Source organism: Streptomyces sp. NPDC051987, from assembly GCF_040680735.1.
Taxonomy (GTDB): domain Bacteria; phylum Actinomycetota; class Actinomycetes; order Streptomycetales; family Streptomycetaceae; genus Streptomyces.
Window position 1 is genome coordinate 1 of sequence record NZ_JBFAXI010000090.1, and the last position, 23633, is coordinate 23633.

General features: G+C 72.7%; 19 protein-coding genes and 1 rRNA gene. 16 read left to right on the forward strand and 4 right to left on the reverse strand.

What is annotated here, in order from left to right:
• The 3 genes from rrf to AB0M11_RS33155 form a co-directional block, all read left to right on the forward strand.
• Positions 1-93 (forward strand): 5S ribosomal RNA (rrf, locus tag AB0M11_RS33145); the annotation flags it as partial.
• Between the two features lie 150 nt (positions 94-243).
• A complete protein-coding gene (locus tag AB0M11_RS33150; RefSeq protein ID WP_365711823.1) occupies positions 244-1449 on the forward strand; it encodes a hypothetical protein in 1206 nt (401 codons plus the stop codon).
• A complete protein-coding gene (locus tag AB0M11_RS33155; RefSeq protein WP_365711824.1) occupies positions 1386-2165 on the forward strand; it encodes a tetratricopeptide repeat protein in 780 nt (259 codons plus the stop codon). Before AB0M11_RS33150 ends, AB0M11_RS33155 begins: the two co-directional genes overlap by 64 nt.
• Positions 2166-2237: 72 nt before the next feature.
• Here AB0M11_RS33155 and AB0M11_RS33160 read toward each other — a convergent pair whose 3' ends face one another.
• Positions 2238-3521: a DUF1015 domain-containing protein gene (locus AB0M11_RS33160; protein WP_365711825.1), complete on the reverse strand. Its 1284-nt coding sequence runs from the start codon at positions 3519-3521 to the stop codon at positions 2238-2240.
• A gap of 94 nt (positions 3522-3615) precedes the next feature.
• Here AB0M11_RS33160 and AB0M11_RS33165 point away from each other — a divergent pair, with 94 nt between their 5' ends.
• From AB0M11_RS33165 to AB0M11_RS33180, 4 genes are all read left to right on the forward strand, one after another.
• Entirely contained in the window at positions 3616-4644 is a 1029-nt protein-coding gene (locus tag AB0M11_RS33165; protein ID WP_365711826.1) for an HAD-IIA family hydrolase, read from the forward strand.
• 94 nt (positions 4645-4738) lie between these two features.
• Positions 4739-5782: an iron chelate uptake ABC transporter family permease subunit gene (locus AB0M11_RS33170; protein ID WP_365711827.1), complete on the forward strand. Its 1044-nt coding sequence runs from the start codon at positions 4739-4741 to the stop codon at positions 5780-5782.
• A 104-nt stretch (positions 5783-5886) separates the two neighbouring features.
• Positions 5887-6924, forward strand: a complete 1038-nt coding sequence (locus AB0M11_RS33175; protein WP_365711828.1) for an iron chelate uptake ABC transporter family permease subunit — start codon at positions 5887-5889, stop codon at positions 6922-6924.
• Positions 6921-7787: an ABC transporter ATP-binding protein gene (locus tag AB0M11_RS33180; protein ID WP_365711829.1), complete on the forward strand. Its 867-nt coding sequence runs from the start codon at positions 6921-6923 to the stop codon at positions 7785-7787. The genes AB0M11_RS33175 and AB0M11_RS33180 overlap by 4 nt, the downstream gene beginning before the upstream one ends.
• Here AB0M11_RS33180 and AB0M11_RS33185 read toward each other — a convergent pair.
• Entirely contained in the window at positions 7771-8118 is a 348-nt protein-coding gene (locus AB0M11_RS33185; RefSeq protein WP_365711830.1) for an SCP2 sterol-binding domain-containing protein, read from the reverse strand. The genes AB0M11_RS33180 and AB0M11_RS33185 overlap by 17 nt on opposite strands.
• Positions 8119-8160: 42 nt before the next feature.
• On the opposite strand from AB0M11_RS33185, the gene AB0M11_RS33190 reads away from it, so the two are divergent.
• From AB0M11_RS33190 to AB0M11_RS33210, 5 genes are all read left to right on the forward strand, one after another.
• On the forward strand, positions 8161-8463 hold the full coding sequence (locus tag AB0M11_RS33190) for a hypothetical protein (protein WP_365711831.1): 303 nt from the start codon (positions 8161-8163) through the stop codon (positions 8461-8463).
• Positions 8464-8470: 7 nt separating this feature from the next.
• Positions 8471-9286 carry a TlyA family RNA methyltransferase gene (locus tag AB0M11_RS33195; protein ID WP_365711832.1) on the forward strand — a complete coding sequence of 272 codons (816 nt, stop codon included), beginning with the start codon at positions 8471-8473 and terminating at the stop codon, positions 9284-9286.
• Positions 9283-10188 carry an NAD kinase gene (locus AB0M11_RS33200; RefSeq protein WP_132889008.1) on the forward strand — a complete coding sequence of 302 codons (906 nt, stop codon included), beginning with the start codon at positions 9283-9285 and terminating at the stop codon, positions 10186-10188. Before AB0M11_RS33195 ends, AB0M11_RS33200 begins: the two co-directional genes overlap by 4 nt.
• A gap of 163 nt (positions 10189-10351) precedes the next feature.
• Positions 10352-12079 (forward strand): DNA repair protein RecN, encoded by a 1728-nt coding sequence (recN, locus tag AB0M11_RS33205; protein WP_365711851.1) that lies wholly within the window; start codon positions 10352-10354, stop codon positions 12077-12079.
• A gap of 318 nt (positions 12080-12397) precedes the next feature.
• Positions 12398-13534, forward strand: a complete 1137-nt coding sequence (locus AB0M11_RS33210; RefSeq protein WP_365711833.1) for a glycosyltransferase family 4 protein — start codon at positions 12398-12400, stop codon at positions 13532-13534.
• Between the two features lie 5 nt (positions 13535-13539).
• Here the strand turns inward: AB0M11_RS33210 and AB0M11_RS33215 are convergent, their stop codons facing one another.
• Together AB0M11_RS33215 and AB0M11_RS33220 are read right to left on the reverse strand one after the other, a co-directional pair.
• Positions 13540-15183 carry a PucR family transcriptional regulator gene (locus AB0M11_RS33215; RefSeq protein WP_365711834.1) on the reverse strand — a complete coding sequence of 548 codons (1644 nt, stop codon included), beginning with the start codon at positions 15181-15183 and terminating at the stop codon, positions 13540-13542.
• Positions 15184-15241: 58 nt separating this feature from the next.
• A complete protein-coding gene (locus AB0M11_RS33220) occupies positions 15242-17044 on the reverse strand; it encodes a glycoside hydrolase family 15 protein (protein ID WP_365711852.1) in 1803 nt (600 codons plus the stop codon).
• 514 nt (positions 17045-17558) lie between these two features.
• On the opposite strand from AB0M11_RS33220, the gene AB0M11_RS33225 reads away from it, so the two are divergent.
• The 4 genes from AB0M11_RS33225 (at position 17559) to ald (ending at position 23473) form a co-directional block, all read left to right on the forward strand.
• Positions 17559-19229: a CTP synthase gene (locus AB0M11_RS33225; RefSeq protein WP_365711835.1), complete on the forward strand. Its 1671-nt coding sequence runs from the start codon at positions 17559-17561 to the stop codon at positions 19227-19229.
• Positions 19230-19326: 97 nt separating this feature from the next.
• Positions 19327-19953 (forward strand): NUDIX hydrolase, encoded by a 627-nt coding sequence (locus AB0M11_RS33230; protein ID WP_365711836.1) that lies wholly within the window; start codon positions 19327-19329, stop codon positions 19951-19953.
• 182 nt (positions 19954-20135) lie between these two features.
• A complete protein-coding gene (locus AB0M11_RS33235) occupies positions 20136-22211 on the forward strand; it encodes a tetratricopeptide repeat protein (RefSeq protein WP_365711837.1) in 2076 nt (691 codons plus the stop codon).
• Between the two features lie 137 nt (positions 22212-22348).
• Complete coding sequence (ald, locus tag AB0M11_RS33240; RefSeq protein ID WP_365711838.1) at positions 22349-23473, forward strand: alanine dehydrogenase; 1125 nt, start codon at positions 22349-22351, stop codon at positions 23471-23473.
• Positions 23474-23633 lie beyond the last annotated feature (160 nt).

Consider the following 23633-nt stretch of genomic DNA (forward strand, 5'->3'; position numbering starts at 1 on the left):
ACGCCCGTTTACATTCCGAACCCGGAAGCTAAGCCTTACAGCGCCGATGGTACTGCAGGGGGGACCCTGTGGGAGAGTAGGACGCCGCCGAACAATCTTTGGAGGACCCCTGGTCCCAGCGTTCAGCTGGGACCAGGGGTCCTTTTGTTTTTACAATGCTTGCGGTACCGAAGACAGGAGTCACCATGTCCACCAACTCTCCCGACGACCGACCGGAGCGCGACCAGCGGCGACGGGAAAGTGGTGACCGCGGCGAGCGTGGCGGATACCGCGGAGACCGCAACGACCGCAACGACCGTGGAGACCGCGGGGGTTACGGCCGTCGCGATGACCGTCGTGACGACAACCGCGGCGGTGGCCAAGGCCGCCGCGACGACAACCGCGGTGCTGGGTACGGCCGTCGGGACGATCGTCGCGGTGACGAGCGGCGCGACGACCGCGGCGGCTTCCGTCGTGATGACCGTCGTGATGACCGTCGTGATGACAGCCGCGGTGGCGGTGGCTACGGCCGGCGTGACGACAACCGTGGTTCCCGGCCGGGGTTCCAGCGTGACGACCGCGGTGGTGACCGGGGTGGTTACGGGCGTCGTGACGACCGGGATCGTGGTCCTCGTCGTGACGACCGTGGGGACCGTCCTGCGTTCCGTCGCGACGACCGGCGTGACGATCGCCGGGACGACCGGCGTGACGATCGTGGCGACCGTCCCGCTTTCCGGCGTGACGATCGCGACGACCGCGGTGGTTACGGCCGCCGTGATGACCGTCGTGACGACAGCCGCGGTGGCGGTGGCTACGGCCGGCGTGACGACAACCGTGGTTCCCGGCCGGGGTTCCAGCGTGACGACCGCGGTGGTGACCGGGGTGGTTACGGGCGTCGTGACGACCGGGATCGTGGTCCTCGTCGTGACGACCGTGGGGACCGTCCTGCGTTCCGTCGCGACGACCGGCGTGACGATCGCCGGGACGACCGGCGTGACGATCGTGGCGACCGTCCCGCTTTCCGGCGTGACGACCGTGACGACCGCGGTGGTTACGGCCGCCGTGATGACCGTCGTGACGACAGCCGCGGTGGCGGTGGCTACGCCCGGCGTGACGACAACCGCGCTGGCGGCTTCCGGGGCCGTGACGACCGCCGTGACGACCGCCGTGACGACCGCGGCCGTGCCCCCCGCCGCGACGACAACCGCAGTGGCGGCGGGTACGGCCGTCGGGACGACAACCGCGGTGGCGGCTACCGTGGTCGCGACGACCGGCGCGACGGCCCTCGTGACGACCGGCGTGGCGGTGGCCGCTTCCGTGACGAGCGGGAGCGCGACCGGGACCGTGAGCCGATCAGGCGGCTGCCGATCCCGGAGGACGTCACCGGCGAGGAGATCGACAAGGACGTGCGGCAGGAGCTGCAGAGCCTGCCGAAGACGCTCGCGGAGGACGTCGCCAAGAACCTGGTGATGGTCGCCCGGCTCATCGACGAGGACCCCGAGGGCGCCTACGGCTATTCCAAGGTCGCCCTGCGGCTGGCGTCCCGTGTCGCCGCAGTCCGTGAGGCGGCCGGGTTCGCGGCGTATGCGAACCAGAAGTACGCCGAGGCGCTCGCGGAGTTCCGGGCCGCGCGGCGCATGACCGGCACCGTCGACCTGTGGCCGGTGATGGCCGACTGCGAGCGTGGGCTCGGTCGGCCGGAGAAGGCGCTGGACATGGCCGGCGCCCCCGAGGTGCACAAGCTCGACAAGGCCGGCCAGGTCGAGATGCGGCTCGTGGCCGCCGGTGCCCGGCGTGACATGGGGCAGCTGGACGCGGCGATCGTGACGCTGCAGAGCCCCGAGCTGGCGTCCAGCTCCGTGCAGCCGTGGACCGCGCGGCTGCGGTACGCCTACGCCGACGCCCTGCTCGCCGGCGGGCGGGTCGACGAAGCCCGGGAGTGGTTCGCCAAGGCCGTCGAGGCCGACCGGGACGGCAGCACGGACGCCTCCGACCGGCTGGCCGAGCTGGACGGCGTGGAGTTCGTCGACGCGCTGGACGAGGAGACCGCCGAGGAGACCCCGGAGGAGACCGAGTCCCCGGAGGAGACCGAGACGGCAGCGGAGACCAGGACCGGCGCTGAGTCCGGCGCCGAGTCCGACGCCGAGTCAGACGTCGAGTCGGAGTCCGAGTCCGAGCGGGACTGAGCGCGGTCACCGAGTGAGCTGGTGACCGAGTGACGGAGAGAGGGCAGGCCCATCGGGTCTGCCCTCTCTCCGTCAGACGTCGAGCGCCCGCAGCACCAGACCCGAAGCCGGTTTCGGGCCGAAGGACGTGGACTTGCGGGGCATCGTCACGCCCTGCCGGGCCAGATCGCGGACGACCTCCTCGCGGACCGGGTGCATGAGGACGGCCGTGCCGCCGTCCCGCTCGGCCTTGGCGACGGTCGCCGCCGTGTCGTGGATGTACGCGATGTGCGCGGGGGAGTCCTCGGGGATCCGCCAGACGTGGTCGAGCAGCGTGGCGTGCAGGACCGTGGCGTCCAGGGTGCGCCAGGCGGCCGGGCGGTCGTCGGGGATCGTGCGGGCCAGGAGATCCGGGTCCGGGCGGTCGATGAGATGGAACGCGCCGTCGCCGGCCAGCAGGAACGCGTTGCCCGCGCAGGCCGCGTCCGCCAGCGCCTCCTCGGCCGCCGGGAGCGGGACGTCGAGCCGGCGTACCCGGAACAGGCCCTTGACGTGCTCCAGTGCCTCCGCCACCGGCAGGCCGTGCAGCAGGCGGTGGATGGCGCGGACGCGCAGCGGGTAGCGGGCGGTGTCCACGAGGAGGACCAGGCCGTAGTCCCAGGGGCTGGGAGAGGGATGCTCCGCGCGTAGACGCAGATAGGTCGCCCAGCGGTGGTGGCCGTCGGCGATCAGGGCCTGGTGGCGGGCCAGGTCGGACTGGACGAGGGCCAGCTCGGCGGGGTCGGTGATCGACCAGAGGCGGTGGTGGAAACCGTCCTCCGTGGTGGTGGCGAGGAGGGGAGGCCGGTCGGCCACCTCCTCGACGACCTCGGCGGTCCTGCCGTCGCCCCGGTAGGTGAGCAGGAGGGGTTCGAGGTTCGCGGACGTGGCGCGCATCAGGGCCGCGCGGTCGGCGACGACCGGGGGCATGACCTCCTCGTGCGGCAGCACCACGCCCTCGGACGGCTCCGAGACCCGCAGGGCGCCGATGATGCCGCGCTGGAGCAGGCCCGTCCCGTCCTGCTGCTCGTAGACGTACAGGCCCGGTTCGGGGTCCACGGCGAGGATGCCCTCGGCCTGCCAGCGGTGCAGGGTGTCGGCCGCCTGTTCGGTACCGGCGCTGGGGGTACCTGCCTGGGGAAGGATGAGACGGACGATGTTGTGCGGGTCGGCGGACTGGAGGTGGTGCACTCCGTCGGGGCGTACGACGACGTCGTACGGCGGGGAGGTGACGGCGGCGAGGCTGCCGACCCGGTCGGGGTCGTAGCGAAGGCCTCGGAACGGGGTGAGTTCCAGGCCTCGGCGCTCCGTTGCTTCCGAGTGACCTGCAGTGTTCATCCCGGCATCGTACGTGTGTCAGTGGCGTGCGGGATGATCGACGGTGAAAGGCGGGCGGACGAAGAGTGACGAGGAGTGACGAGGAGCGATGGGGATGAGCCAGGGCGTCAGGATGGCTCCCGAGGGCAGCGGACAGGCCCTGAGCACGGCGTATGACACGGCGCTGCTCGATCTGGACGGGGTGGTGTACGCGGGGGGCAGCGCGATCGCGCACGCCGTGGAGTCGCTGGAGGTCGCCCGCGCGGGGGGCATGCGTCTGGCGTACGTTACCAACAACGCGCTGCGCACGCCGGACACGGTGGCCGAGCACCTCACCGAGCTGGGCATCCCGACGGGGGCCGGTGACGTCATCACCTCGGCGCAGGCGGTCGCGCGGCTGATCAGTGAGCAGGTGCCGCCCGGAGCGCGGGTGCTGGTGATCGGCGGGGAGGGGCTGCGGGTTGCGCTGCGGGAGCGGGGCCTTGAGCCGGTGGAGTCCGCCGACGACGATCCGGTGGCCGTGGTGCAGGGGTACGGCGGTCCCGATCTGCCCTGGGGGCGGTTCGCCGAGGCGTCGTACGCCGTCGCGCGTGGGGTGCCGTGGTTCGCGTCCAACACCGATCTGACGATCCCGAGCGGGCGCGGAATCGCGCCGGGCAACGGCGCGGCGGTGGAGGTGGTCCGGATCGCGACGGGTGCGGAGCCGCAGGTGGCGGGCAAGCCGCTGCCGCCGATGCACCGGGAGACGATCCTGCGGACGGGTGCCGAGCGGCCGTTGGTGGTCGGGGACCGGCTGGACACCGACATCGAGGGCGCGTTCAACGGCGGGGTCGACTCGCTGCTCGTGCTGACCGGCGTCACCGACGGGCGTCAGCTGCTCGCCGCACCGCCCCAGCACCGGCCGACCTATGTGGACGCCGACCTGCGCGGGCTGCTCACCGGGCAGCCGGAGGTCGCGGCGGACGGCGACGGTTTCCGGTGCGGCGGTTGGACGGCGACGGCGGGGGACGGCCGGCTGGAGCTGGCGGGCGACGGCGAACCGCTCGACGGACTGCGGGTGCTGTGCGCGGCGGCCTGGTCGGCGGCCGGGGAGGGCTCCTGCGAGCTGGACGCAGGCAAGGCACTGGCACGGCTGGGACTCTGAGCGCGCCAACTCGCCGCGCTGCGAAGAAGAACGGCGACGAGGCGGGGGAGGGGGGATCGAGCAACAGGATGCGAGGGTAGGCTAACCTAACTTCGTGTTGGTCGACAGTTCTCCCGAACAGCGCGCGGACACCGCCCCCGCGCCCCCCACCCGCCGGGCGATCCGGGCCCTCGGGCTCCTCGGCTCCGTGGCGGTCCTGCTGCTCGTCGCTCTGGCGAGCGTCGCGATCGGGGCGAAGGAGCTGCCGCTGGACCAGGTCTGGCACGGCCTCTTCCATGACACGGGGACGTACGGCGACGTCGTCGTCGACGCCCGCCTCTCACGTACCGTCCTCGGTCTGCTGGCCGGTGCCGCCCTCGGTCTGTCCGGGGCGGTGCTCCAGGCCCTCACCCGCAACCCGCTCGCCGACCCCGGACTGCTCGGCATCAACGCGGGCGCGTCCGCCGCGGTGGTCACCGCCATCACCTTCTTCGGCGTCAGCACCCTCAGCGGCTATGTGTGGTTCGCCTTCCTCGGGGCGGCGGCGGTGGGCGCGCTGGTGTGGTTCCTGGGCGGTGGCCGGGGCGCCACCCCGGTCCGGCTCGCGCTGGCCGGCACGGCGATCAGCGCCGCGCTCTACGGCTACCTCCAGGCCGTGATGATCACGGACGACGCGGCACTCAACAAGGTGCGTTTCTGGACGGTGGGTTCGCTGGCCTCGGCGAACAACGCGACGATCCTTCAGGTGCTGCCGTTCCTCGCGGCCGGCACCCTGCTCGCCCTCGCTCTCGCCCGCCCGCTCAACGCGGTGGCGATGGGCGACGACACCGCCCGGTCCCTCGGTGCCGACCTGGGCCGTACCCGGGCCCTGGCCATGCTCGCCGCGACCGTGCTGTGCGGCGCGGCCACCGCCGCCTGCGGTCCGATCGCCTTCGTCGGCCTGATGGTCCCGCACGTCGTGCGCTCGTTCACCGGCCCCGACCTGCGCTGGATCCTGCCGTACGCGACGGTGCTGTCGCCCGTGCTGCTGCTCGGCGCCGACGTCGTCGGCCGGATCGTCGCCCGGCCCTCGGAGCTCCAGGTCGGCATCGTCACCGCGCTCATCGGCGGTCCGGTCTTCATTCTTCTCGTACGACGGCGGAGGACGGCCCACCTGTGAGGACCACTGCGAAAACCACTGCGAAAACCACTGCGAAATCCGCTGCGAAATCCGCTGTGAAAACCACTGCGAAATCCGCTGCGAAATCCGCTGCGGGAACCGCTGTGAAGACCACGCGTACCCTGCGCACCCCCGGCGGGCTCTCCCTGCGGGTCGACGTGCGCGCGCTGGTCGTGGTCGTCGCGCTGCTGCTGGCCGCGTGCGCCGCGAGTGTCGTGCTGATCGGCACCGGGGACTTCCCGATCTCCTTCGGCGACGTGCTGAAGACGCTGGCGGGGCACGGCACCGCCGGGCAGGACTTCATCGTCGACGAGCTGCGGCTGCCGCGGGTCCTGGTCGGGCTGCTGGTCGGCGCGTCGCTCGGGCTCGGCGGTGCGCTGTTCCAGTCGATCTCCCGCAACCCGCTGGGCAGCCCGGACGTCCTCGGTCTCTCCCAGGGCGCCACCTCCGGCGCGCTCGTGGTCATCGTGCTGATGTCCGGGACCGCGGCCCAGGTCACCGTCGGCGCGCTGGCCGGCGGTCTGCTGACCGGTCTCGCCATCCACCTCCTCGCCTGGCGGCAGGGCGTGCACGGCTACCGGCTGGTCCTGGTGGGCATCGGCGTCTCCGCCGTGGTCACCGCGGTCAACGGCTATCTGCTCACCAAGGCCGACCTGGTCGACGCGACCCGCGCGGTGGTGTGGATGACGGGCTCCCTCGACGGCCGTGACTGGAGCCAGGTCTGGCCGCTGCTCGCGCTCTGCGCCGTCCTCGTCCCGCTGGTCCTCGCCAACGCGCGGGGCCTGCGGATCATGGAGATGGGCGACGACGTGGCGTACGCGCTCGGGGTGCGGGTGGAGCGGGTGCGGACGCTGCTGATGGTGGCCGCCGTCCTGCTCACCGCGGCAGCCACCGCCGCCGCCGGGCCGGTCAGCTTCGTGGCCCTCACCGCGCCCCAGCTCGCCCGCCGCCTCACCCGAGCGCCCGGCCCCAACCTGCTGCCCTCCCTCTGCATGGGCGCCGCCCTGCTCGTCACCGCCGACTGGGCATCCCAGCGCGCCTTCGGGGCCGACCAGCTGCCCGTGGGCGTGGTCACCGGCGTTGTCGGCGGCGTCTACCTGCTGTGGCTGCTCGTCACTGAGCGCCGGGCGGGCCGGATATGAGCGCGAACCCCCAGCCGAACGGCGCGTCAGCCGGCGAGCCAGAGCTTACGAGGAGCACCGTGAACCGCCTGTCCGCCGAGAACGTCACCCTCGCCTACGAGCAGCGGGTCATCGCCGAGCAGCTGTCGGTGGAGATCCCCGACAACTCCTTCACGGTGATCGTCGGCCCGAACGCCTGCGGCAAGTCGACGCTGCTGCGCGCGCTGTCCCGGATGCTCAGGCCGAGCCAGGGCCGGGTGCTGCTGGACGGCCAGGTCATCCAGTCGATGCCCGCGAAGAAGGTGGCCCGCACGCTCGGCCTGCTCCCGCAGTCGTCCGTCGCGCCCGACGGCATCACCGTCGGCGACCTGGTCGGCCGCGGCCGCTACCCGCACCAGGGCCTGCTGCGCCAGTGGTCCGCGGAGGACGAACGGGTCGTCCAGGAGTCGATGGAGCGGACGGGGGTCGCCGAACTCGCCGACCGGTACGTCGACGAACTCTCCGGCGGTCAGCGTCAGCGCGTCTGGATCGCCATGGCGCTCGCCCAGCAGACCCCGCTGCTGCTCCTCGACGAGCCGACCACCTACCTGGACATCCAGCACCAGATCGACGTCCTCGACCTGTGCGCCGAACTCCACGAGGAGCAGGGGCGGACGCTGGTCGCCGTGCTGCACGACCTCAACCACGCGGCCCGGTACGCCACGCACCTCGTGGCGCTGCGGGACGGCCGGGTGGTCGCCGAGGGCGCGCCGAACGACATCGTCACCGCCGAGCTGGTGGAGGAGGTGTTCGGGCTGCGCTGTCAGATCATCGACGATCCGGAGTCGGGCACCCCGCTGGTGGTGCCGGCCGCCCGCAGGGCGAGGGTCACAACAGCTTCCTGAGCCGGAACAGGTCCAGCAGGTTCGCCTCCAGCTTCACCCGGCCCGAGCCCCAGGCACCGGCGAAGTTCAGTTCGCCGTCGACCAGGGCCACCAGGTCGTCGCCCGCCATGGCGAGTCTGATCTGCGCCTTCTCGCGTGGCGGACCGGGGAACGTATCCTCGACGTCGATCCGGCCTCCGGTGAGCCGGCCGGCGAAGGTGACGTCCAGGTCGGTGATGTGGCAGCTCACCGTGCGGTCCATGGCGGCGGCCGCACGGGCGTCGCCCTCGGCGCCGCCCATGCTGTGCGAGAGCTTCTCGAGTGCGGCGCGGCACTCCTCGATCGTGGCCATCGCGATCGACGGTACCCCAGCGGTTCGGGGTAGCGTCGGGGCATGACCGACTCCGTGCCCGAGGGCCGGGTGACGGAGGCCCAGGAGGCGGCCGCCGTCGAACCCGAGTACGACCCCGCCGCGCCCGCCCCGCTGAACGTCCCTCGCACCCCGACCGGCGACGCCGGGATCGACGCCCAGCTCGACCGGCTGGCCGATGCGGACCACCTCGCCACGGACGGGCACCTGGAGGTGTACGAGGATGTACACCGGGGGCTGCGCGACGCGCTGACCGCGCTCGACGCCCGCCCGGGACCTCCGGGCCCCCCGGCGCCCGCGCCGTCGTACCACCAGAGCAGGAGCTGAACCCACCGTGGCAGGAGTCGCACGCCGTCGTCTGGACGCGGAGCTGGTCCGCCGGAAGCTGGCACGCTCGCGCGAGCACGCGAGCCAGCTGATCGCCGCCGGGCGGGTGTCCGTCGGCAAGACCGTCGCGACCAAGCCGGCCACCCAGGTGGAGACCGCCGCCGCGATCGTCGTGCAGAGCGACGACGGCGATCCCGAGTACGTGTCCCGGGGTGGGCACAAGCTGGCGGGCGCGCTGCAGGCGTTCGTACCGCAGGGGCTCGTGGTGGCCGGGCGGCGGGCGCTGGACGCCGGTGCGTCGACCGGGGGCTTCACCGATGTGCTGCTGCGCGCGGGGGCCGCGCACGTCGTCGCCGTCGACGTCGGATACGGCCAACTCGCGTGGTCTCTGCAGAGCGATGAACGCGTCACCGTCAAGGACCGTACGAACGTACGCGAGTTGACGCTTGAAGCGATCGATGGGGAGCCTGTGGATCTTGTCGTGGGTGATCTGTCCTTCATCCCGCTCGGGCTGGTGCTGCCGGCCCTGGCGCGGTGCGTGAAGGCGGACGCCGACCTGGTGATGATGGTCAAGCCGCAGTTCGAGGTGGGCAAGGAGAGGCTGGGCAGCGGGGGAGTCGTACGGAGTCCGCAGCTGCGGGCGGAGGCCGTGCGGGGGGTTGCCGGGAAGGCGTGGGAGCTGGGGCTCGGGGTGAAGGGTGTCACCGCCAGTCCGCTGCCCGGACCGTCCGGCAACGTCGAGTACTTTCTGTGGCTGCGGGCCGGCGCACCCCCGTTGGATCCGGCCGACGTTGACCGTGCAGTGGCGGAGGGGCCGCGTTGACACAGAACCGAGCTCGTACTGTTTTCCTCCTCGCTCACACCGGGCGGCCTGCCGCGATCCGCAGCGCCGAACTGGTGGTGAAGGGGCTGCTGGCGGCCGGAGTGGGCGTACGGGTCCTGGATTTCGAGGCCCGTGACCTGCCGCTGCCCGACGAGGTGGAGCTCGTCGAGGAGGCCTCGCCGCACAGCCTCGACGGCTGCGAACTGCTGATCGTGCTCGGCGGTGACGGGACGCTGCTGCGCGGCGCCGAGTTCGCCCGCGCGTCCGGGGTGCCGATGCTCGGCGTCAACCTCGGCAGCGTCGGGTTCCTCGCGGAGGCCGAGCGGGACGACCTCGACAAGGTGGTCGACCGGGTGGTGAGCCGGGCGTACGAGGTCGAGGAGCGGATGACCGTCGACGTCGTCGTGCACCGCAACGGCGACATCGTGCACACCGACTGGGCGCTGAACGAGGCGGCGGTGCAGAAGGCGGGGGCCGAGAAGCTCCTCGAAGTGGTGCTGGAGATCGACGGGCGGCCGGTGACCGGGTTCGGGTGCGACGGGATCGTGCTGTCGACGCCGACCGGGTCCACCGCCTACGCGTTCTCGGCCGGCGGGCCGGTGGTGTGGCCGGAGGTGGAGGCGCTGCTGATGGTGCCGATCAGCGCGCACGCGCTGTTCGCGAAGCCGCTGGTGACGTCGCCGGACTCGGTGCTCGCGGTGGAGGTGCTGCCGCACATCCAGCCGGGGGTGCTGTGGTGCGACGGGCGGCGGACGGTGGAGCTGCCGCCGGGCGCGCGGGTGGAGGTGCGGCGGGGGGCGGTGCCGGTGCGGCTGGCGCGGCTGCACCACGCGTCGTTCACGGACCGGCTGGTCGCGAAGTTCGCGCTGCCGGTCTCCGGATGGCGGGGGGCGCCGCACTAGCGGTTCGAAGAGCGGCGCGGGGAGCGTCGGCGAGTGCGGGTGATCCGTGGCCGGCCGCGCGGTTCCTCGCGCCCCTTCGGGGCGCACCTCCACTCGCCCGGGTGACAGGGTGCCTCGCACTTCTCGGGCCCGACCTCGTAAGGTCTTCCCCGTGCTGGAAGAAATGCGGATACGGTCGCTCGGAGTCATCGACGACGCCGTCGTCGAGTTGTCGCCGGGGTTCACCGCCGTCACCGGTGAGACCGGTGCGGGCAAGACCATGGTGGTCACCAGCCTGGGGCTGCTGCTCGGTGGGCGGGCCGATCCCGCACTCGTGCGGATCGGGTCCGAGAAGGCGGTCGTGGAGGGGCGCGTCGCCGTGCCCGCCGGGGCCTCGGCGGCCGTACGGGCCGAGGAGGCCGGTGCCGAGCTGGACGACGGGGCGCTGCTGATCAGCCGTACCGTTTCCGCCGAGGGGCGCTCGCGGGCGCACCTGGGCGGGCGCAGCGTGCCCGTGGGACTGCTCGCCGAGCTCGCCGACGACCTGGTGGCCGTGCACGGCCAGACCGACCAGCAGGGGCTGCTGAAGCTGTCCCGGCAGCGGCAGGCACTCGACCGGTACGCAGGCGACCGGGTCGCCGTACCGCTGGCCAAGTACGGCGAGGCCTACCGGCGGCTGCGGGCCGTCGCCACCGAGCTGGAGGAGATCGTCACACGCGCGCGTGAGCGGGCCCAGGAGGCCGACCTGCTGCGCTACGGGCTGGACGAGATCGCGGCGGTCGAACCGCGGGCGGGCGAGGACGCCGAGCTCGCCGAGGAGGCCGAGCGGCTCGGCCACGCCGAGGCGCTGTCGTCCGCCGCGACCGCCGCGCACTCCGCGCTCGCGGGCAACCCCGAGGACCCCGAGGGCATCGACGCGACCACCCTCGTCGCGGGCGCCCACCGGGCTCTGGAGGCCGTGCGCTCGCACGATCCGGCGCTGGCCGCGCTCGCCGACCGGATCGGAGAGGTCGGCATCCTGCTCGGCGATGTGGCCGGCGAGCTCGCCGGGTACGCCGACGACCTGGACGCCGACCCGCTGCGGCTCGCCGCGGTGGAGGAACGGCGCGCCGCGCTCACCGCGCTGACCCGCAAGTACGGTGCGCCCGGCGACGGCATCGACGCGGTGCTGGCGTGGGCCGAGCAGGGCGCCGCGCGGCTCACCGAACTCGACGGCGACGACGAACGGATCGGCGAACTGACCGCCGAGCGCGACGCCCTGCGGGTCGAACTGGGAGGTCTCGCCCAGGCCTTGACCGACGCGCGCACCGAGGCCGCCGAACGCTTCGCGGCCGCGGTCACCGCCGAGCTCGGCTCCCTCGCGATGCCGCACGCGCGCGTGTCCTTCGCCATCCGGCAGACCGAGGACCCGGAGGGCGTGGAGGTCGGCGGCCGTACGGTGGCCTACGGCCCGGCCGGTGCCGACGAGGTCGAACTGCTCCTCGCCCCGCACCCGGGCGCCCCGCCCCGCCCCATCGCCAAGGGCGCCTCCGGCGGTGAGCTGTCGCGCGTGATGCTGGCGGTGGAGGTCGTCTTCGCGGGCACGGACCCGGTGCCGACGTACCTCTTCGACGAGGTCGACGCGGGCGTGGGCGGCAAGGCCGCGGTGGAGATCGGACGGCGCCTGGCCAAGCTCGCCAAGTCCGCGCAGGTGGTCGTCGTCACCCACCTTCCCCAGGTCGCCGCCTTCGCCGACCGGCAGTTGCTCGTCGAGAAGACCAACGACGGCTCGGTCACCCGCTCCGGCGTGAAGGTCCTGGAGGGCGAGGAGCGGGTGCGGGAGCTGTCCCGCATGCTGGCCGGCCAGGAGGACTCGGAGACGGCACGGGCGCACGCCGAGGAACTGCTGGCGACGGCACGGGCGGACCGCTGACCGGCCGCTGACGGAGAGCGGCGGGACGCCACCCGGCCCGCCGCTCCCCCCGCCGCCTCTTCTGCCGGGAGGCGGATGCTGCCCGCGGCGTTCCTCCCCGGTGGCGTTTCGTCACCCTCACGGGTGACACGGTTCGGCGCATTGCCCCGGCCCGCCTCGGTATGTGCGGTCTCGGAATACCCGGAACCCCGTTGTGTGCTGGCATCCTTGGGAGGGACGCGGTGCCCGGGGGAGGTGCGCGCGGTGGTGCCCTCGGCCCCGATACCTTCTGTACGTTCCCTCGTGACCGCCCCACGCCGAACCAGGAGCCCCGGCCGCGTGAGCCCCGTGAGCAGCAACGCACCGCACGGTCAGTCGCCGCTGCGCACCGTGCAGGTGCTGGGCGGCGGCAACGCCGGGAGCAGCGCGCACGTGCGTTCGCTGGCCGCCGGCCTCGTTGCGCGGGGCGTGCGGGTCACGGTGTGCTGCCCCGCCGAGGCCGATCACGCGTACGGCTTCTCGGGCGTCGGCGCCGACCATGTGCACGTGCCGCGCAGCAGCGACCCGAGCTCGGTCGCGGCACTCCGCGCCGCCTGCACGGACGCCGACCTCGTGCACGCCCACGGCCTGCACGCCTCCTTCCGCGCCGTGCTGGCGCTGAGCGGCCGCAGCACCCCGCTGATCGTCACCTGGCACAACCGGGCGCACGCCGAGGGAGCGCGGGCGCATCTGCTGCGGATGCTGGAACGGCGGGTGGTGAAGACGGCCGCCGTGGTGCTCGGCACCACCTCGGACCTGGTGGACCGGGCCCGCCGTACCGGAGCCAGGGACGCCCGGCTCGCCGCCGTGGCGCTGCCCGGCCTGCGGCGGCCCGCGGACCAGGACGAGGCGGAGCTGCTGCGGCCCAAGGTCCGGGCCGAACTCGGCGCCATGGGGCGGCCGTTGCTCGTCGCCGTCGGCTCCCTCGACCGGCACCGCGGCTACGACGTGCTGCTGGACGCGGCACATGCCTGGTGCCGCCTCGATCCGGTGCCGCTCCTGGTCATCGCCGGCGAGGGACCGCTGCGTGCGGCGTTGCAGCGGCGGATCGAGGACGAGGAGCTTCCCGTACGGCTGATCGGGCGCCGTGACGACGTCCCCGAGCTGCTCACCGCCGCCGATCTGGCGCTGCTGCCCAGCAGCTGGGAGCCCCGCTCGGTCCTCGCCCAGGAGGCCCTGCACGCGGGCGTGCCGCTCGTCGCCACCGCGGTCGGCGGCATCCCCGATCTGGTCGGGGACGCCGCCGAACTGGTCGCCTACGGCGACGCACCGGCCCTCGCCGACACCGTCGTGCGCCTGCTCGGCGACCCCGAGCGCTGCGCCGAGCTGCGCGAACGGGGTCCCCGGCAGGCGGCGAGCTGGCCCACGGAGGACGAGACTGTCGCCCAAGTCCTCAGCGTGTACGACGAGTTGACGCAGCTCAGGCCGCTGCCCTGAAGGGACTAGGGCACGTGCCTGCGCGCGCGCAGCGCCAGGCTCAACGCCAGCACCACCTGGGGGTCGTCGAGGTCGGTGCCCAGCAACTCGCCGATGCGGGCGAGCCGGTTGTAGAGGGTCTGCCGGTTGAGGTGGAGTTCGCGGGCCGTCTCCGCCTTGCGGCCCGCGTGCGCCAGATAGGTCTCCAGGGTCGGCAGCAGCGGCGGCTTGGAGCGGTGGTCGTGGTCGCGCAGCGGGCCGATCGCGCGGTCCACGAAGGCCGCCAGGTCGGGATGGTCGCGCAGCCGCCACAGCAGCAGGTCGATGTCGAGGCGCCGGGCGTCGTACCAGGGCCGGTCGGGCAGGCCCTGGGCCGCCGCCGCCGTCTCGGCCGCGTGCCGCAGTCCCGCCGACGCCGCCGCCCAGCCGCCGGCCACCCCGACCACCACGACCGGGGGAGCGGCTCCGGGGCGCTGCATCCCGGCGCGCTCCACGCCCGCCCTGAGCGCCGCCGCGACCCGGTCCGCGACCGTCGTCCGCTCCGACTCCGAGCGCAGGCCCACGAGCAGGGGCACACGGCCCTCGACCGGCCGTACCCCCAGCAGGACGGGCACGCCCACGGCCGCCAGCTCCTCGCCGACCGCCCGGGCCAGCACCGCCCAGCCCCCGCCCGGTGGCAGGGTGTCGCCGACCCGCATGACCACCGGCAGCAGCGGGCAGCCGCCGGGCTTGAAGCCGAGGACCCGGGCCTGCGCCGGGGCGTCCTTGGCGGTGATCCGGCCCTCGGCGAGATCGGTCAGGAAGTCGCCGCGCCCGCGTGCCGCCAGCTCTTCCTCCTGGCGGGCCTGCATCAGCACGACGGCCAGGATGCCGGCGGCGCGCTCGGCGGCGATCCGGTGCACGGGCGCGAGCGGCCCGCGGACCGGCAGCAGGACCAGCCGGGCCCGCACCGACCCCGCGCCCGGCCCGCCGCCCGGCACGTCCACCAGCACCGCCCCGGCCGGCGGCGGCGCGTCCTTGTGCTGGCCGCGCAGCCCCTCCCACACCTGGAGCGGATCCGCCCCCTCGGGCCCCGCCCCGGCGGCGTACAGCAGCCGGCCGTCGGCGGTCTCCAGGAAGACCGGGTTGCCGCCGAAGTCGGCCAGGATCGCCAGCACCTGCGGCACCCCGCCGCCGCCCAGCAGGGCCTCGGTGCAGCGGCGGTGCACCTCCTCGGCACGCTGGAGGAGGGCGTAGTGGTGGTTGACGATCTCGGTGTGCACCTCCTCCGTCACCGTCACGAACGGCACCTCGCGGTGCAGCACGACCAGCGGCAGCCCGGTCGCGCGGGCGGTGTCGACGAGGGTCGCGGGCAGCCGGGAGAACCGGGCGCCCAGCTCCACCACCAGGGCGGCGATGCCCCGCTCGGCGAGCGTGCGGACGAACGCCCGCTGGTCCGTCGGCCGGGTGCCCAGGCCGTAGCCGGTGGTGAGCAGCAGTTCGCCGCCCTTCAGCAGCGAGGCGATGTTCGGCACCTCGCCCGCGTGCACCCAGCGCACGGTACGGCCCAGCCGGTCGGCGCCCGCCAGGATCTCCGGCAGGCCGCTGCGCAGCGTGGGCAGCTCCAGCGCCCGCTGCACGGTGATCCCGGCGCCCGGGGAGTCGGGTCCGCTGCCCGTACCACTGCTCATGGAGCGGACGCTACCTGGGCGAACGCCTCCACGGCACCTTTCACGGCGACCGGCGCCGCTACCCCCCGTACGCGCCCGACGCCGTCAGTCGCAGCGCCGTGTCGATCAGCGGCACGTGGCTGAACGCCTGCGGGAAGTTCCCCACCTGCCGCTTCAGCCGCGGATCCCACTCCTCCGCCAGCAGCCCGAGGTCGTTGCGCAGCGCGAGCAGCTTCTCGAACAGCTTGCGTGCCTCGTCGACGCGCCCGATCATCGCGAGGTCGTCGGCCATCCAGAACGAGCACGCCAGGAAGGCACCCTCGTCACCGGGGAGCCCGTCCACCCCCTCGTCGCCGCCCGAGGTCGGGTAGCGCAGGATGAAGCCGTCCGACGTGGACAGCTCGCGCTGGATCGCCTCGATGGTGCCGATGACCCGCTTGTCGTCCGGCGGCAGGAACCCCATCTGGGGGATCAGCAGCAGCGACGCGTCCAGCTCCTGCGAGCCGTACGACTGGGTGAAGGTGTTGCGCTCCTTGTCGTAGCCGCGCTCGCAGACGTCCCGGTGGATGTCGTCGCGCAGCTCCTTCCAGCGCTCCAGCGGGCCGTCCGCGTCCCCGGACTCGATCAGCTTGATGGTGCGGTCGACGGCGACCCAGGCCATCACCTTGGAGTGCACGAAGTGCCGGCGCGGCCCGCGCACCTCCCAGATGCCCTCGTCCGGCTCGTCCCAGTGGTCCTCCAGGTAGCGGATCAGCTTCAGCTGGAGGAGGGACGCGTAGTCGTTGCGGGCGAGGCCGGTCATGTGGGCCAGGTGCAGGGCCTCGGTGACCTCGCCGTAGACGTCCAGCTGGAGCTGGTGGGCGGCGCCGTTGCCCACCCGGACCGGCGCCGAGTTCTCGTAGCCGGGCAGCCAGTCCAGCTCGGCCTCGCCCAGCTCGCGCTCGCCCGCGATGCCGTACATGATCTGCAGGTTCTCGGGGTCGCCGGCGACCGCGCGCAGCAGCCACTCGCGCCAGGCGCGCGCCTCCTCGCGGTAGCCGGTGCGCAGCAGGGAGGACAGGGTGATGGCCGCGTCGCGCAGCCAGGTGTAGCGGTAGTCCCAGTTGCGGACGCCGCCGATGTCCTCCGGCAGGGAGGTCGTCGGCGCGGCGACGATGCCGCCGGTGGGGGCGTAGGTGAGGGCCTTGAGGGTGATCAGCGAGCGGATCACGGCCTCGCGGTACGGGCCGTGGTACGTGCAGTGCTCGACCCACTCCCGCCAGAAGTCCTCGGTCGCCTCCAGCGACTGCTCCGGCTCCGGCAGCGGCGGCGGCTCCTTGTGCGAGGGCTGCCACGAGATGGTGAACGCGATCCGGTCACCAGGGGCCACGGTGAAGTCCGCGTAGGTGGTCAGCGACTTGCCGTAGGTCTCCGCCGAGGTGTCGAACCACACCGAGTCGGGGCCGGCCACGGCGACCGTGCGGCCCTCGTGCTTGTGCACCCAGGGGACCACCCGGCCGTACGAGAACCGCATCCGCAGCACCGAGCGCATCGGCACCCGGCCGGTGACGCCCTCGACGATGCGGATCAGCTGGGGCGCGCCGTCACGCGGGGGCATGAAGTCGGTGACCCGGACCGTGCCGCGCGGGGTGTCCCACTCCGACTCCAGGATCAGCGAGTCGCCGCGGTAGGTGCGGCGCGCCGCGGTCGGGGGCTGGGAGTCGGCCGCGTGCGCCGGGCCGAGCCGCCAGAAGCCGTGTTCCTCCGTGCCGAGCAGACCGGCGAAGATGGCATGCGAGTCGAAGCGGGGCAGGCACAGCCAGTCCACCGTGCCGTCCCGGCAGACCAGGGCAGCGGTCTGCATGTCTCCGATGAGTGCGTAGTCTTCGATGCGCCCGGCCACGTGCAACTCCAGTCGAACGGCCACGTCACCCCCCAGGCAGAGGGGGGCTGTCGCTAGTGCGGTCAAGGGGGGTTGTTGTTGTGCGTCGTTAAGCGGTGAAGCAAAGCAGCCCGCCGTGCCCTGAGGCAAAACGACAGTCATAGCTCAACGAACTGCCGAGCTCTCGTGTTCCGACAGTGACGGGCGGGGGTGTGCCGTCTTCTCCGGCCGGCTCGGCAGTGAGTGTCCGAGCAGGATACGACGCACGTAGATGATCTGCGTGCCGCTCCGGGCAACCCGTGTGGTCCGAACGGGTGAGCCCCGAGTGAAAAGCCGGTAAGCAGGACTCCACTCCGTGCCGGGCTGTGTGCGGAGCGTGGCCGGAAGCCATCTCCGCGCGGCGCTGATACCCTGGTAGCCCGTGGACCGGTGGGCTCGAAACCCCCGAACCGCAGCGACGGCCCCACCCCCGGAAACTCCCGGGCGGCAGCCGTACCGCACGACAGATCGCGACCACGGGAGCCCCCTCTTGGCCATGCCGCCGAAAGCCACGACGACCAAGCACATCTTCGTCACCGGGGGTGTCGCCTCCTCGCTCGGCAAGGGCCTGACGGCCTCCAGCCTGGGCATGCTGCTCAAGGCCCGGGGCCTGCGCGTCGTGATGCAGAAGCTCGACCCGTACCTGAACGTCGACCCGGGCACGATGAACCCCTTCCAGCACGGTGAGGTCTTCGTCACCAACGACGGTGCCGAGACCGACCTGGACATCGGCCACTACGAGCGTTTCCTCGACCGTGACCTGGACGGCTCCGCCAACGTCACCACAGGTCAGGTCTATTCGACGGTGATCGCGAAGGAACGGCGTGGCGAGTACCTGGGCGACACGGTCCAGGTCATCCCGCACATCACCAACGAGATCAAGCACCGCATCCGCCGTATGGCCACCGACGAGGTCGACGTCGTCATCACCGAGGTCGGCGGCACGGTCGGCGACATCGAGTCGCTGCCGTTCCTGGAGACCGTCCGCCAGGTCCGGCACGAGGTCGGCCGGGACAACGTCTTCGTGGTGCACATCTCGCTCCTGCCCTACATCGGCCCCTCCGGGGAGCTGAAGACCAAGCCGACCCAGCACTCGGTCGCCGCCCTGCGCAACATCGGCATCCAGCCGGACGCGATCGTGCTGCGCTGCGACCGCGAGGTCCCCACCGCCATCAAGCGCAAGATCTCGCTGATGTGCGACGTCGACGAGGCCGCGGTCGTGGCCTGCCCGGACGCCCGCTCGATCTACGACATCCCGAAGACCGTGCACGGCGAGGGCCTGGACGCCTACGTCGTCCGCAAGCTGGACCTGCCGTTCCGTGACGTGGACTGGCGGACCTGGGACGACCTGCTCGACCGCGTGCACAACCCCGACCACGAGATCACCCTCGCGCTGGTCGGCAAGTACATCGACCTGCCCGACGCCTACCTCTCGGTCACCGAGGCGCTGCGCGCCGGCGGCTTCGCCAACCGGGCCCGCGTGAAGATCAAGTGGGTGACCTCGGACGACTGCAAGACCCAGGCCGGCGCGGCGGCCCAGCTCTCCGACGTCGACGGCATCTGCATCCCGGGCGGCTTCGGTGACCGCGGCGTGCTCGGCAAGGTCGGCGCCATCCGCTACGCCCGCGAGAACCGGATCCCGCTGCTCGGGCTCTGCCTCGGCCTGCAGTGCATCGTGATCGAGGCCGCCCGCAACCTGGCCGGCATCCCGGACGCCAACTCCACCGAGTTCGACCCGGCCACCGGCCACCCGGTCATCTCCACCATGGCCGAGCAGCTGGACATCGTCGCCGGCGAGGGCGACATGGGCGGCACCATGCGGCTGGGCATGTACCCGGCCAAGCTGGCCGAGGGTTCCATCGTGCGCGAGGTGTACGACGGCAAGGAGTACGTCGAGGAGCGGCACCGGCACCGCTACGAGGTGAACAACGCCTACCGCGCGGAGCTGGAGAAGAAGGCCGGCATCCTGTTCTCCGGCACCTCCCCGGACGGCAAGCTCGTCGAGTACGTCGAGTACCCGCGCGACGTCCACCCCTACCTGGTCGCCACCCAGGCCCACCCGGAGCTGCGCTCCCGCCCGACCCGCCCGCACCCGCTCTTCGCGGGCCTGGTGAAGGCGGCGGTCGCGCGGCAGCAGGGCGCCGTCGAGCTGGGGAATTCGAAGTAACACACCGGTTGTACGGTGGCCGGGGCGCATACCTTCAAAGGTGAGCACCCCGGTTTTCTTCTCTGCAGGTGGCAGGCGCGTGGAAGGGCGGCACGGCATGACGATCAAGGACACCCCCGAGGAGTGGGAGATCCGGGCGACCGAGACCCCCTTCGTGGGCAACAAGACCTCGGTCCGCACCGACGAGGTGGTCATGCCCGACGGCACGGTGGTCCGCCGCGACTACCAGGTGCACCCCGGCTCGGTCGCCGTCCTCGCCCTCGACGAGGAGGACCGGGTGCTGCTCATCCGCCAGTACCGGCACCCGGTCCGGCAGAAGCTCTGGGAGATCCCGGCCGGCCTGCTCGACGTCCCCGGTGAGAACCCGCTGCACGCCGCCCAGCGCGAGCTCTACGAGGAGGCGCACGTCAAGGCCGAGGACTGGCGGGTGCTGACCGACGTGTACACCACGCCCGGCGGCTGCGACGAGGCCGTACGGGTCTTCCTGGCCCGCGATCTGGCGGAGGCCGAGGGGGAGCGGTTCGCGTCGGAGCACGAGGAGACCGACCTGGAGTACGCGCGCGTGCCGGTGGACGACCTGGTGCGCCTGATCCTCGCCGGCGACCTGCACAACACCTGCCTGGTCACCGGTGTCCTCTCGCTGGTCGCCGCCCGCACCGGTGACGGCCTCGACGCCCTGCGCCCGGCCGACGCACCCTGGCCGGCCCGCCCCTTCGAGTCCTGACCCGCCGACCGGGTGACCGGTATGACCATCGCCTGATCCGATCGGGCGATGCGTCCGTCGTGCTCCGTCGTGCTCCGCCCGGAACGTCCGCGCACGTGAACTAGGCTCGACGCCATTGAGCCGAAACGCCCGAACCGGAGCCCCGGCGGGCCTGCGTGTGCGGTGGGACGGGAGTGTGGCCCGTGACGGATCAGGCGGTGGACACAGGCGGCGCACGGCGTTCGACGCCCGCGGCCACGGACGACCGGTTCCTGGGCCGTACAAGGGAGTTGAAGGAACTGTGCGCTGACATCGAGCGCGCGGGCCTGGACACCATCGCCGGCCGCAAGGCGCCCCGCGCCCGGGTGCTGCTGATCGCGGGCAGGCCCGGCTCCGGGCGCACCGCCCTCGCCGAGGAACTCGTCCGGCAGGTCGCCCCCGACTACCCCGACGGGGTGCTGCGCGCCCGCCTCGCCGAGCCCGACGGCACCCCGGTGCCGACCGAGCGCACCGCCCGCGACCTGCTCACCGCCCTGCGCCTGCCCACCCCGGCCGGCGCCGCCGCGGACGACCTCACCCACGCCGTGCGCACGGCCCTCGCCGGACGCCGGATGCTGCTCCTGCTCGACGACGCGCCCGGCGCCGAAGAGGTCGACGTCCTGCTCCCCGACACCCCGGACTGCCTGGCCGTCGCCGTCTCCGGCGGCCCGCTCACCGGGATCTCGGACGTCCGGCCGTGCACGCTGGGCGGTCTGGACACCAAGTCGGCCGTGACACTGCTCAGCCGGTACACCGGGGCGGTCCGCATCACCGTCGACCCCAGGTCCGCCGAGTCCCTGGTCGAGGCGTGCCAGGCACAGCCCGCCGCGCTCGCCCTGGCCGGCGGCTGGCTCGCCGCCCGCCCCCAGGCGGCCGTCTCCGACCTCGCCAAACGGCTGCACGCCGAGCCGGACGACGCCACCGCGCTGGCCCGGGTCTTCCGGTTCGCGCACGACCAGCTGCCGGACCGGTCCGCCCGGATACTGCGCCTGCTCAGCCTTGCCCCGGCCGGGCTGGCCGACCCGCACACCGCCTCCGCCCTGGCCGGCTGCTCGGTCGACACCGCCCGCACCACCCTGGACGAGCTGGTCCGCCTGGGCCTGCTGCGCCCCGTGGCCTCCCCGCTGCCCCAGTACGAGGTCCCCGGCTGCCTGCACCCGCTGCTCCGGGCGCTGGCCGAGAACCAGGAGCGGGCCGGGGAGCTCCAGCTGGCCCGCGCCCGGATGCTGGAGCGCACCGTACGGCTGTTGCAGTCCTGCCGGGCGATCACCGAGACCGACAACCCGCAGGCCCGGGAGAAGCTCCAGGCGCTCCCCCGTGAGCTGCGCTTCCCCACCCCCCGGGCCGCCGCCGACTGGCTGTACGCCCGGCGCCCGGCCCTGCTGGCCGCGGCCCGCGCGGCGGTCGCCGACGGCGAGCTCGACACACTGGCCCGCCGCCTGATGGCGCAGCTGGTCAAGGCCATGGTGGCACACCTCGGCACCCAGGCCGCGGCCTCCGACCTGTACGGCATCCACGGTCTCGTGCTCGACGTCGCCCGGCGCCGCGGGCTGCACCGCGAGCAGGCCGCCGCGCTGCTGAACCTCGGCGACCTGGACGCGCAGACCGGACGCACGGCGGCCGCGCTGGTGCGCTATCGGTCCGCGCTGGACGCCGGACGCCGCGCACATGACCCGTACGCGACCGGTCGCGCAATGGAATCCGTAGGTGGCGCGTACCAGGAGCTCGGCGACTACGACCGGGCCGCCGACTGGTTCGGCCGGGCCCTCGCCGAGCGCCTGGCCCGCGGCGAGCGCGCCGAGGCGGCCCGGCTGTACGGCCGGATCGCCGGCGCGCACACCTACGCGGGCCGGTACGGCGAGGCGCTGCGGGCCTGGCGGGCGGCTGTTTCCGGCCACCGGAAGAACGGTGATGTCCCTGCGCAGGCAAGGGCGTTGAGCGAGCTGGCGCGGGTCCAGGAGTACGCCGGCCGGCCCGAGGAGTCGCTGCGCACCTGCCAGGAGGCGGTCGAGTGGGCGCGCCGCGCCGAGGACACCCGGCTCCAGGCGGCGCTCCAGCTGCGGCTCGCCGACACGCTGGAGCGACTGGGCGACTCCACCGCCGCGAGCCTGCACCGGTCGGCCGCCGAGCGCATGCTGGGTGAGGAGCCGCGGGACCTCTGCGAGCCCGTGGAGCCCGGCTCTGACCCGGAACACGGCGCTAACACCTGCGAAATCCGCAGTACATCCGGCGAAGATTGATGCAATGAAAGGCTAGACAGCCGGAACGCCTTCATTAAACTGGCTCTGCCGCCGGTTCTTCCGCGGTGTCTCCTGGTATGCCGCCGCATGCCGGGTATGTGCAGCTATGCCCCCACACACCCTCTGAGCCAAGGACCGTGATCGACGTGAAGGTCGGCATCCCCCGCGAGGTCAAGAACAACGAGTTCCGGGTGGCCATCACCCCGGCCGGCGTGCATGAGCTGGTGCGCCACGGCCACCAGGTCGTCGTCGAGCGTGGCGCGGGCCTCGGCTCGTCGATCCCGGACGACGAGTACGTGGCCGCGGGTGCCGCGATCCTGGACACCGCCGACGAGGTGTGGGCCACCGCCGACCTGCTGCTGAAGGTCAAGGAGCCGATCGCGGAGGAGTACCACCGCCTCCGCAAGGACCAGACCCTCTTCACGTACCTGCACCTGGCCGCCTCCAAGGAGTGCACGGACGCCCTCCTGGAGTCCGGCACCACGGCGATCGCCTACGAGACCGTCGAGCTGCCGAGCCGCGCGCTCCCGCTGCTCGCGCCCATGTCCGAGGTGGCCGGCCGGCTCGCCCCGCAGGTGGGCGCCTATCACCTGATGCGCGCCGCGGGCGGCCGTGGCGTCCTGCCCGGCGGTGTCCCGGGCGTGCTGCCCGCCAAGGCCGTCGTCATCGGCGGCGGCGTCTCCGGCTGGAACGCCGTGCAGATCGCCATCGGCATGGGCTTCGACGTGACCCTGCTCGACCGCGACATCAACAAGCTGCGCGAGGCCGACCGGATCTTCGGCACCAAGGTCAAGGCCGTCATGTCCAACTCCTTCGAGCTGGAGAAGGCCTGCCTGGAGGCCGACCTCGTGATCGGCGCCGTGCTCATCCCGGGCGCCAAGGCCCCCAAGCTCGTCACCAACGAGCTGGTCTCCCGGATGAAGCCGGGAAGTGTCCTTGTCGACATCGCGATCGACCAGGGCGGCTGCTTCGAGGACTCCCGTCCCACCACGCACGCCGAGCCGACCTTCAAGGTCCACGAGTCGGTCTTCTACTGCGTCGCCAACATGCCCGGCGCGGTGCCCAACACCTCCACCTACGCGCTCACCAACGCCACGCTGCCGTACATCGTGTCGCTCGCGGACAACGGCTGGGCGGAGGCGCTGCGCCGCGACGCCGCGCTCGCCAAGGGGCTCAACACCCATGACGGCAAGGTGGTCTACAAGGAGGTCGCCGAGGCGCACGGCCTGGACCACGTGGACCTCGACACGCTGATCGGCTGAGCCGGACCGACCGGCAAGTCACCTTTTCGTAAAGGCGATACGTCAACAAGCCGCATCAAGCACGCACAACCGGCCGGACCTTGCCCGACAAGGTCCGGCCGGATGTGTGTATGGTCACTTTGCGACTTGCGGTCAACTCGCCTCGAACGTAACCCTTCGA